This is a genomic window from Streptomyces sp. 5-10, from assembly GCF_014712245.1.
Classification (GTDB): Bacteria; Actinomycetota; Actinomycetes; order Streptomycetales; family Streptomycetaceae; genus Streptomyces; species Streptomyces violaceusniger.
The window spans coordinates 1-11,850 of record NZ_JACVYG010000108.1 but is presented as its reverse complement, the minus strand read 5'-3'; the positions used below and the strand labels follow the sequence as shown (position 1 = coordinate 11,850).

At 74.8% G+C, this 11,850-nt stretch carries 1 pseudogene; it reads right to left on the bottom strand.

What is annotated here, in order from left to right:
- Positions 1–11,844: pseudogene (locus tag IEJ02_RS51500) on the bottom strand (SDR family NAD(P)-dependent oxidoreductase); the annotation flags it as partial.
- Positions 11,845–11,850 lie beyond the last annotated feature (6 nt).

Genomic DNA, 11,850 nt, shown 5'->3' with positions numbered 1-11,850 from the left:
ACCACGACCTGGTCCGGCGGCGCCGTTCCGGAATCCACGGCCTCGCCCAGCTCCGCCAGGTCCGCGTACACCGTGGCGCCCAACCCGAACGCATCCGTGCCCAGCACCGCCCAGCGGCCGTCGGCCCAGTCCGCGGGGGCGGGCGTCGTCGTCCACTCCACACGGTACAGCGACTCGTGGTACGTCGTGCGCGCGCTCTCCAACTGCGCGGCCGAGACCGGGCGCAGCACCAGCGAGTCCACGGCCGCGACCGGTGCGCCGGTGGCGTCCGCGATCTCCAGACGGACGCCGTCGCCGCCCACGGCGGCCATCCGCACCCGTAGCGTGGCGGCGCCGCTCGCGTACAGCGACACCCCGGTCCAGGCGAACGGCAGCCGTCCCTCGGTCTCGGTGCCGCCGAGCCCGGCGAGGCCGAGCGCGTGCAGGGCGGCGTCCAGCAGCGCCGGGTGGAGCCCGAACGCGGTGGCCTCCTCGGCCGTGCCCTCGTCCAGCGCCACCTCGGCGAACACCTCGCCGCCACGCCGCCACGCCTTACGAAGCCCCTGGAACGCGGGCCCGTACGCGAAACCGACGTCCCGCAGCTCGGCGTAACGGTCGCCGACCTCGACCTCGGCGGCGTCCGCCGGAGGCCACGCGGTCAGCTCGAACGACGCCGTCGGCGCACCGCCGGACGCCAGCACACCGGACGCGTGCCGGGTCCACGGCTCCTCGGCCGACAGGTGCTCGGCCCGGGAGTGCAGTTCCAGCGGGCGGCGGCCAGTGTCATCGGCCGCGCCGACCCACAGCCGCAGCTGGACCCCGCCGTCCTTGGGCAGGACCAGTGGCGCTTCGAGGGTCAGCTCCTCCAGCACCTCGCAGCCGACCTGGTCACCGGCCCGGACCGCGAGCTCCACGAACGCGGTGCCGGGCAGCAGCACGGTGTCCATGATCGTGTGATCGGCGAGCCACGGGTGCGTGGACAGCGCCAGCCGCCCGGTGAACAACATCCCGTCCGCGCTGGGCAGTTCGGCACTTGCACCGAGCAGCGGGTGCTCGGCCTGGCCGAGTCCGACCGCGGCCACGTCACCGAGGTACAGCGACGAGACCTTCGGCCAGTAGCGCTGCCGCTGGAAGGCGTACGTGGGCAGCGCGGCCAGCTCGTCAGGCGCCAGCCGGGTGGCGCCGGTCCCGGCGTAGAAGGCCGCCCAGTCCACGGCCACGCCACGGACGTGCGCCCGTGCCACGGCCGTGGTCAGCGCCTCGGCCTCGGAGCGGTCCCTGCGCAGCGCCGAGATGAACGCGGCGTCCGACGCGGAGTCGGTCACGCACTCCTGCGCCATCGCGGTCAGGACACCGTCGGGGCCCAGCTCGATGAACGTGGTGACGTCGCGTGCTTCGAGAGTGCGGATGCCATCCAGGAAGCGCACGGCCTCGCGGACGTGGCGCACCCAGAAGTCGGCGGTCGTGATCTCCTCGGCGGAGACGACGTCCCCGGTGAGGTTGGAGACGATCGGGATGCGCGGGGCCTCGTACGACAGCCCCTCGGCCACCTCGCGGAACGCCTCCAGCATCCCGTCCATCCGCGGCGAATGGAACGCGTGGCTCACGGTGAGCCGCTTGGTCTTACGACCCCGCGCCTCACAACCGGCCGCGATCTCCAGTGCCGCGTCCTCATCACCCGCGACCACGACCGAGGTCGGGCCGTTGACAGCCGCGATGCTCACGCGCTCGCTCAGCAGCGGCAGCACCTCGTCCTCCGACGCCTGCACCGCGACCATCGCGCCACCCGCCGGAAGCTCCTGCATCAACCGCCCACGCGCCGCCACCAACCGCGCCGCGTCCGCCAGCGACAACACACCCGCCACATGCGCGGCAGCCACCTCGCCAATCGAGTGGCCCGACAGGAAGTCCGCCCGCAGGCCCCACGCCTCCGAAACCAGCCGGAACAGCGCCACCTCAACCGCGAACAACGCGGGCTGAGTGAACCCCGTCTGATCCAGCGCCTCCGCGTCCTCCCCGAACAGCACATCCCGCAGCGGACGCTCCAGATACGCGTCCAGCTCATCGCAGACCGCGTCCAGCGCCTCCGCGAACACCGGGTACGCGTCGTACCGCTCACGCCCCATCCCCAGCCGCTGGCTCCCCTGCCCCGTGAACAGGAACGCCACCCGGCCACCGGCCACCGAGCCCTGGACGAGCCCGGCCGCCGTACGGCCCTCGGCGAGCGCTTCCAGGCCGGACAGCAGCCCGTCCCGGTCCTCGGCGACCAGCGCCGCGCGCTCCTCGAAGGCCGAGCGGCCCACGGCGAGTGCGTAGCCGAGGTCGGCCGTGCGGAGTTCGGTCCGCGTGGTGAGGTGGCCGTGCAGTTGCTCGGCCTGGGCGCGCAGCCCGTCTTCCGTACGGGCCGAGAGCAGCACCGGCAGGGCCGCCGGGCCCTCATCGGCGTCCGCGACCGCCTCGGCAACAGCCTCCGGGGCCTCTTCCAGCACCGCGTGGGCGTTGGTGCCGCTGAAGCCGAACGACGACACGCCCGCACGACGCGGACGGCCCGTCTGCGGCCACTCCCGCGCCTCCGTCAGCAGGCTGATGTCGCCCGCCGACCAGTCGACGTGCGGGGTGGGCTCGTCCACGTGCAGGGTGCGTGGCAGCACCCCGTGCCGCATGGCGAGGACCATCTTCATCACACCGGCGACACCGGCGGCGGCCTGCGTGTGGCCGATGTTGGACTTGATGGAGCCGAGCAGCAGCGGCTGCCCCTCCGCCCGGTCCCGGCCGTACGTGGCGAGCAGCGCCTGCGCCTCGATCGGGTCGCCCAGCTTGGTGCCCGTGCCATGGGCCTCGACCGCGTCCACCTCGGACGCCGACAGCCCCGCACCGGCCAGCGCCTGCCGGATCACCCGCTGCTGCGAGGGGCCGTTCGGCGCCGTCAGACCGTTCGACGCGCCATCCTGGTTGACCGCCGTGCCGCGCACGAGCGCCAGCACCGGGTGGCCGTTCTTCCGCGCGTCCGACAGCCGCTCGACGAGCAGCATGCCGACGCCCTCGCCCCAGCCGGTGCCGTCCGCACCGGCCGCGAACGCCTTGATCCGGCCGTCCTCCGCGAGCCCGCGCTGACGGCTGAAGTCCACGAACACACCGGGCGTGGACATCACGGTCACACCGCCCGCGAGCGCGATCGAGCACTCGCCGCCGCGCAGCGCCTGGATCGCCGAGTGGAGGGCGACCAGCGAGGACGAGCAGGCGGTGTCGATGGTGACCGCCGGGCCTTCGAGCCCGAAGGTGTAGGCGAGCCGGCCCGAGATCACACTGGCCGCGTTGCCCGTGCCCATGTGGCCTTCGAGCCCCTGCGAATCGCCCAGCAGCAGGGACAGGTAGTCCTGGCCGTTGGTGCCGACGAAGACACCGGCGGTGGAGCCGCGCAGCGTCGCCGGGTCGATCCCGGCCCGCTCGAACGCCTCCCACGACGTTTCCAGCAGCAGCCGCTGCTGCGGGTCCATGGCCAGCGCCTCGCGCGGCGAGATGCCGAAGAACGCCGGGTCGAAGTCGGCCGCGTCCCGCAGGAAGCCGCCCTCGCGCACGTAGGAGGTGCCCTCGACGTCCGGGTCCGGGTTGTAGAGCGTCTGGAGGTCCCAGCCGCGGTCGGCGGGCATGTCCGAGATGACGTCCGTGCCGGACACCAGCAGCCGCCACAGCTCCTCGGGGGTGCGGACACCACCCGGGAAGCGGCAGCTCATCGCGACGATCGCGATCGGATCGTCGTCGGCCGCCGCGCCCGCCACCGGCGACGCGCCGCCCGTGGCCGCCACCTTCCCGCCGAGCAGTTCGGCGAAGAGGTGGTCGGCGAGGGCGAGCGGTGTCGGGTAGTCGTAAATGAGGGTGGCGGGCAGCCGCAGATCGGTGGCGGCGCCCAGGCCGTTGCGCAGTTCGACGGCGGTGAGGGAGTCGAAGCCGATCTCGCGGAAGGCCCGTTCGGCGCTGATGTCGGACACGTCGGCGTGGCCGAGGACCTCCGCGACATGGGTCCGTACGAGATCCAGCAGCGCCCGGTGGCGCTCCGCCTCGGGCAGCCCGAGAAGGCGCCGCGCGAGCGCGGAGGCCGTCTCGGCCGGTGCGGCGTCGCTGGTCACGGTGACGGCGGCCTGGCGCACCTCGGGCAGGTCGGCCAGCAGGGGGCTGGGGCGGCCCGCGGTGAAGCCCGGCGCGAACCGGTCCCAGTCGACATCGGCCACGGTCACGACGGCGTCGCCCAGGTCGAGGGCGCGCTGGAGGGCGTCGATCGCGAGATCGGCGTCCATCGGCGGCATCCCGGCGCGGCGCATGCGCCGCTCCAGCGCCTCGTCCGCGGCCATGCCACCCGCGGCCCACGGGCCCCAGGCGATCGAGGTGGCGGGCAGGCCCTCGGCCCGGCGGCGCTCGGCGAGCGCGTCCAGGAAGGCGTTCGCGGCCGCGTAGTTGGCCTGACCGGCGGCGCCCACGGTGCCGCTGGTCGAGGAGAACAGCACGAACGCGGACAGGTCGAGATCGCGCGTCAGCTCGTCCAGCGCGAGCGCGGCCTCGGCCTTCGCGCGCAGGACGGTGGCGAAGCGCTCGGGGGTCAGCGACTCCAGAACACCGTCGTCCAGCACCCCGGCCGCGTGCACCACCGCCGTCAGCGGCAGGTCGGCGGGGAGGTCGGCCAGCAGCCCGGCCAGGGCCTCCCGGTCGGCCACATCGCAGGCGGCGACCGTGATCCGGGCGCCGGACGCGGCGAGTTCATCGCGCAGCTCGGCAGCGCCCGGGGCGTCGAGGCCACGGCGGCTGGTGAGCACCACGTGTTCGGCGCCCTTGGCGATCAGCCAGCGGGCCACCTGGCCGCCCAGCGCGCCCGTACCGCCCGTCACCAGCACCGTGCCGTGGGCGCTCCAGCCCTCGGCCTCCGCCACCTGCCGTGCGGTCGCCCGCGCCAGCCGGCGGCCGAACACGCCGGAGGCGCGGACGGCGATCTGGTCCTCGTCCCCGGCCCCGGCGAGCACCACCGCGAGCCGCGACAGCACCCGGTCGGTCATCGTCCCGGGGAGGTCGATGAGACCGCCCCAGCGGTCGGGCAGCTCCAGGGCCGCCACCCGGCCCAGGCCCCAGACCTGGGCTCGGGCCGGGTCCACCGGCTCGCCCTGACGCCCCGTCGAGACCGCGCCCCGGGTGGCGCACCACAGCGGCGCGTCGATCGCGGCGTCGCCCATGGCCTGCACGAGGGCGGCGGTGGGCAGCAGGGCGTCGGTGTCCCCGGTGGCCAGCAGCGAGAGCACACCGGCCACGGCGCCGCCGTCGGCCGCCGTACGCAGCCGCTCGGCGATGGACGCGCGGTCCTCGTCGGCACCGTCGGCCAGGTCGAGCCGCCGCACCTCGGCGCCCCGCTCGGTCAGCGTACGGACGACACCGTCCGTCCACGCGTCGGCGGTGGTGTCCTCGGCGGGGGCGACGACGAGCCACACCCCGGACAGCCGGGCCGCGGAGCCCAGCGACAGCGGCTTCCACGTCACCTGGTACCGCCAGCCGTCGACACCCGCGGCGGCGGCCAGGCTCGCCACCGGCTCCTCGGGCCAGTAGCGGCGGTGCTGGAAGGCGTACGTCGGCAGGTCCACGCGGTGCGCGCCGGTCCCGGCGAAGTACGCGGCCCAATCCGGCGCCACGCCACGCACATACGCGCGGGCGACGGCCGTGGTCAGCGCCTCGGCCTCGGGACGGTCCTTGCGCAGCGCGGAGACGAAGGCGGCCGCGTCGGCGTCGGTGACGCACTCCTGGGCCATGGCGGTGAGGACACCGTCGGGGCCGAGCTCGACGAAAGTGGTGACGCCCTGGGCCTCGAGGGTGCGGATGCCATCGAGGAAGCGGACGGCCTCGCGGACGTGGCGCACCCAGAACTCGGGGGTCNTGGGCCATGGCGGTGAGGACACCGTCGGGGCCGAGCTCGACGAAAGTGGTGACGCCCTGGGCCTCGAGGGTGCGGATGCCATCGAGGAAGCGGACGGCCTCGCGGACGTGGCGCACCCAGAACTCGGGGGTCGTGATCTCCTCGGCGGACACCACGCCACCGGTGAGGTTGGAGACGATCGGGATGCGCGGGGCCTCGTACGACAGCCCCTCGGCCACCTCGCGGAACGCCTCCAGCATCCCGTCCATCCGCGGCGAATGGAACGCATGGCTCACGGTGAGCCGCTTGGTCTTACGGCCCTGCGCCTCGAAACCGGCCGCGATCTCCAGCGCCGCGTCCTCGTCACCCGCGATGACCACGGAGGTGGGCCCGTTGAGCGCGGCGATCGACACCCGCTCGGTCAGCAGCGGCGCCACCTCGTCCTCCGACGCCTGCAGCGCGATCATCGCGCCACCGGACGGAAGCTCCTGCATCAAACGGCCACGCGCCGCCACCAGCTTCGCCGCGTCCGCCAAAGACAGCACACCCGCCACATGCGCGGCGGCCAACTCGCCGATCGAGTGACCCGACAGATAGCCCGGCGTCAGCCCCCACGCCTCGACGAGACGGAACAGCGCCACCTCGACCGCGAACAGCGCCGGCTGAGTGAAACCCGTCTGGTCCAGCGCCTCGGCGTCGTCCCCGAACAGCACCGTCTTCAGCGGCCGCGTCAGGTGTACGTCCAGCTCATCGCAGACCGCGTCCAGCGCCTCCGCGAACACCGGGTAGGCGTGGTACAGCTCGCGGCCCATCCCGAGCCGCTGGCTGCCCTGCCCCGTGAACAGGAACGCCGTCTCGCCCTCGGCGACCGCGCCCTGGACCAGCCCCGGCGCGGACTCTCCCCGCGCCAGCGCGTCGAGACCGGCCAGCAGGTCGTCCCTGCCGCCCGCGACCAGCACCGCGCGGTGGTCGAGCGCGGCGCGGCCGGTGGCCAGGGTGTGGGCCACGTCGACCGGTTCGAGGCCGGGCTGGGCGGTCAGATGGGCGTACAGCCGCTCGGCCTGGGCGCGCAGGGCATCGGTGCCCTTGGCCGAGAGCGCGTACGGCAGCACACCGGAGCCGTCCCGCTCGGCGTCCGCCACCGGTTCGGCGGCGAGGGCCGGGGCCTGCTCGATGATGGTGTGCGCGTTGGTGCCGCTGATGCCGAACGACGACACCGCGGCCCGGCGCGCGCGGCCGGTCTCCGGCCACTCCCTCCGCTCCGTCAGCAGCGCGATGTCACCGGCCGTCCAGTCGACGTGCGGCGACGGCTCGTCCACGTGCAGCGTCCGTGGCAGCACACCGTGCCGCATCGCCATCACCATCTTGATGATTCCGGCGACACCGGCCGCCGCCTGGGCGTGGCCGATGTTGGACTTGATGGAGCCCAGCCACAGCGGCTGCCCCTCGGCCCGCTCCTGGCCGTAGGTGGCCAGCAGCGCCTGCGCCTCGATCGGGTCGCCCAGCGTCGTACCCGTGCCGTGCGCCTCGACCACGTCCACATCGCCGGCCGACAGCCCGGCGCTGGTCAGCGCCTTGCGGATGACGCGCTGCTGGGACGGGCCGTTGGGCGCGGTGAGGCCGTTGCTCGCACCGTCCTGGTTGACGGCCGAGCCGCGCACCACGGCCAGCACCTGGTAGCCGTTGCGCCGCGCGTCCGACAGCCGCTCCACGAGCAGCATGCCGACGCCCTCGCCCCAGCCGGTGCCGTCCGCACCCGCCGCGAACGCCTTGCAGCGGCCGTCGGCGGCCAGGCCGCCCTGGCGGCTGAACTCCGTGAAGTGGCCGGGCGTCGTCATCACGGTGACACCGCCCGCGAGCGCCATCGTGCACTCGCCCTGGCGCAGCGCCTGGATCGCCCAGTGCAGCGCCACGAGCGACGACGAGCAGGCCGTGTCGACGGTGACCGCCGGGCCCTCAAGTCCGAGGGCGTAGGCGATACGGCCGGACATGACGCTGCCCGCGTTGCCCGTCATCACATGGCCGGCGACCTCCGAACCGGCCTGCTCCAGACCCGCGTCGTAGCCGCTGTAGGCCGCGCCCACGAACACGCCGACCGAGCGGCCGCGCAGCGAGTCCGGGTCGATCCCGGCGCGCTCGAAGACCTCCCAGGACGTCTCCAACAGCAGCCGCTGCTGCGGGTCCATCGCCAGCGCCTCACGCGGCGAGATCCCGAAGAACGCGGCGTCGAAGAGGTCCGCGTCGTGCAGGAAGCCACCGGCGCGGGCGTAGTCGGACGGGCCCGCGTCGGCCTCGTCCGCGTCCGCCGCCCACTGGCTCTCCCAGTTGCGGTTGACGGGGAATCCGGTGATGGCGTCCGAGCCCGTGGCCACGAGCTGCCACAGGTCCTCGGGCGAGCGGACGTCGCCGGGGTAGCGGCAGCCCATCGCGACGATGGCGATCGGGTCGTCCGCGAGGGAGGCAGCGGCGGCGGTGGCGGCGAGTGCCGGGTCCGCCTGCTCGGCCCCGGTTTCGTTCTCGTCCGGGCCGAGGAGTTCCGCGCGGAGGTGGTCGGCGAGGACGGTGGGGTTGGGGTGGTCGAAGACGATCGTGGTGGGCAGCTTGAGCCCGGTGGCGGCGGAGAGCCGGTTGCGCAGTTCGACGGCGGTGAGCGAGTCGAAGCCCAGCTCCTTGAAGGCCCGGCGCGCCTCGATGGCGTCGGCGGAGGCGTGGCCGAGGGCCGTGGCCACATGGCCGCGTACGAGGTCGAGCAGCGTCCGGCGGCGCTCGTTCGGGGAGAGCGCGCGCAGCCGCTCGGCCAGGGACGAACCGGCGGCGAGCGCGCCAGCGGCGGCGGTACGCCGGCCGGTGGTCCGGATCAGCCCGCGCAGCAGCGCCGGGACCGGGCCGGACCCGGCGGCGGAGCGCAGCGCGGCGAGGTCGAGGCGGGCCGGGATCAGCAGGGTGCGGCCGGTGCGGCGGGCGGCGTCGAACAGCGCCATGCCCTCGTCGTCGCCGAGGGCGCCCATGCCGCTGCGGGCCAGCCGCAGCAGATCGGTCTCGGTCAGATCGCCGGTGATCCCGCCGGACTGGGCCCACAGGCCCCACACCAGCGAGGTGGCGGGCAGGCCCGCCGCGTGGCGGTGTGCGGCGAGCGCGTCGAGGAAGACGTTGGCGGCGGCGTAGTTGGCCTGACCCGCGCCGCCCAGCGTGCCCGCAATGGCGGAGAACAGCACGAACGCGGACAGGTCGAGGTCGCGGGTCAGCTCGTGCAGGTTCCACGCGGCGTCCACCTTCGGACGCAGCACCCGCTCCAGCTGCTCAGGGGTGAGGGTGGCGACCGTGGCGTCGTCCAGCACACCGGCGGTGTGCACGACGGCCGTCAGCGGATGCTCGGCCGGGACGGCGGCCAGGGTCGCGGCGAGCGCGTCGCGGTCCGCGGCGTCACAGGCGGCGAGGGTGACCTCGGCGCCCCGCGCCCGGAGTTCGGCGGCCAACTCGGCGGCCCCGTCGGCGTCCGCGCCACGGCGGCTGGTCAGCAGCAGATGGCGTACGCCGTGCTCGGCCACGAGGTGGCGGGCCAGCAGCCGCCCCAGGGCGCCGGTGCCGCCTGTGATGAGCACGGTGCCGTCGCCGCCAAACGCGGGGGCGGCGACCGCGGGACGGTTGGCCGAGCCCGGAGCCGGGGCCGAGCCCGAGCCCGAGGCCGAACCCGGAGCCGAGGCCAGGCCCGAGGCCGGAGCTGGGCCCGAGGCAGAACCCGACTCCGGAGCCAAGGCCGGACCCGAGCCCAGGGCCGGACCGGAGGCCGAGGACGAGCCCGGACCGGAGGCCGGGGCCGAGCCGGAACCCAGGGCCGGACCGGAGGCCGAGGCCGAGCCCGGACCGGAACCCAGGGCCGGGCCGGAGGCCGGGGCCGTGGCGCGGGCCAGGCGGGGGGCCAAGGCGCGGCCCGCGCGCAGGGCGAGCTCAGGCTCGCCGGTGGCCAGGGCGTCGGAGAGCACGTCGGCGAAGGTGTCGGCGACCTCGGCGGCGCCAACGGTCCCGGCGGTCCCAGCGATGCCAGTGGCCCCGGCGGTCCCGGCGGCTTCAGCGGCCCCGGCGGCCACGGCGGCCTCGTCTACGTCCACGAGGACGAAACGGCCGGGGTTCTCGGTCTCGGCCGAGCGCACCAGACCCCACAGGGGCGCGTGCACCAGATCGGTGACGCCCTCCTCGGCGTCGGCGGCCATCGCGCCCCTGGTGACGAGCACCAGGCGCGCATCGCCGAACCGCTCATCGGCCAGCCAGCCCTGCACCAGGGCCAGCGCACGCCGCGCCTCCCGGTGCGCGGCCTCGGCCACGCCCTCGTGCGCGTCGTCGGACAGGGGCGCGAAGGGCGCGATGACCAGCTCCGGGGCGGCGGTGTCGCCCGCCTCGACGGACGCGCCCAGCGCGGCCAGATCGGGGGCGGAGCCGGCGGCCACTCCGGCCGCGACCAGCCCGAACGGGTCGTCGCCCAGGACGATACGGCGGGCGGCGGCGTCCGGACCGGCGGAGACGGCCCGCGGGGCCACCCAGTCCAGCCGGAACAGGCTCCGCCGCGCCACGTCCGCGTCACCGCTGAGGTCGTCGGGCAACGGACGGCAGCGCAAGCCGTCCACGGCCGCGACCGGCTCGCCCGTGGCGTCGGCGAGCGCCAGGGACACCGTGTCGGCCCCGGCGGGCGCGATGCGTACGCGCAGCGCGGACGCGCCCTCCGCGTACAGGGAGACGCCCTGCCAGCCATCGGTCAGCTGGGCGCCGTCGCGGCCGTGGAGGGCGTGCAGGGCGGCGTCCAGCAGCGCCGGGTGGACGGCGAACTCATCGGCGCCGGGCTTGGCGTCGTCGTCCAGCCGGACCTCGGCGAAGAGTTCGTCCCCGCGCCGCCACGCGGCCGTGAGCCCCTGGAACGCCGGGCCGTACCGCAGCCCGTCCTCGGCCAGCCGGGCGTAGACCGCCTCGGGCTCGATGGCCTCGGCGGCGGTCGGCGGCCACTCGGCGAGGTCGAACGACGGGCTGGGCGCGCCCGAGGCGAGCACACCGCTCGCATTGCGCACCCACGCCGTGTCGGCGGCGGCGTCCTCCGCGCGGGAGGAGACGGTGAACGAGCGGTGCCCGGCGTCGTCGGGCGCACCGACCGTGACCTGGAGCCGGACGCCACCGCGCACGGGCAGCACCAGCGGGGCGTGCGGGGTCAGCTCGCTGAGAAGGTCGCAGCCGAGCTGGTCACCGGCGCGGACGGCGAGTTCCACGAACGCCGAGCCCGGCACCACCACCGCGTCCCGGACCGTGTGCTCGGCCAGCCACGGATGGGTGTCGAGGCCCAGCCGTCCCGTGAACACCAGCCCGTCGGTCTCGGCCAGCGGCACGGCGGCGCCGAGCAGCGGATGCCCCGCCAACTCCAGGCCCACGGACGCCACATCACCCACGGAGGCCGCACCCGGCTCCAGCCAGAACCGCTCCCGCTGGAAGGCATACGTCGGCAGATCGACGCGCTGGGCGCCGGTCCCGGCGAAGTATCCGGCCCAGTCCACCGCCACACCGCGCACATGGGCCCGTGCCACGGCCGTGGTCAGTGCCTCGGCCTCGGGACGGTCCTTGCGCAGCGCGGAAACGAACCCGGCGTCGGACGCGGCGTCGGTCACGCACTCCTGCGCCATCGCGGTGAGCACACCGTCCGGGCCCAGCTCGATGAACGTGGAGACCTTCTGCGCCTCGAGGGTCCGTATGCCATCGAGGAAGCGGACGGCCTCGCGGACGTGGCGGACCCAGAAGTCCGCGGTCGTGATCTCCTCGGCGGAGACCACGTCCCCGGTGAGGTTGGAAACGATCGGGATCCGCGGGGCCTTGTACGACAGCCCCTCCGCGACCTCGCGGAACGCCTCCACCATGCCGTCCATACGCGGCGAGTGGAAGGCGTGGCTGACGGTGAGCCGCTTGGTCTTACGACCCCGCGCCTCGAAGCCCGCCGCGATCTCCAG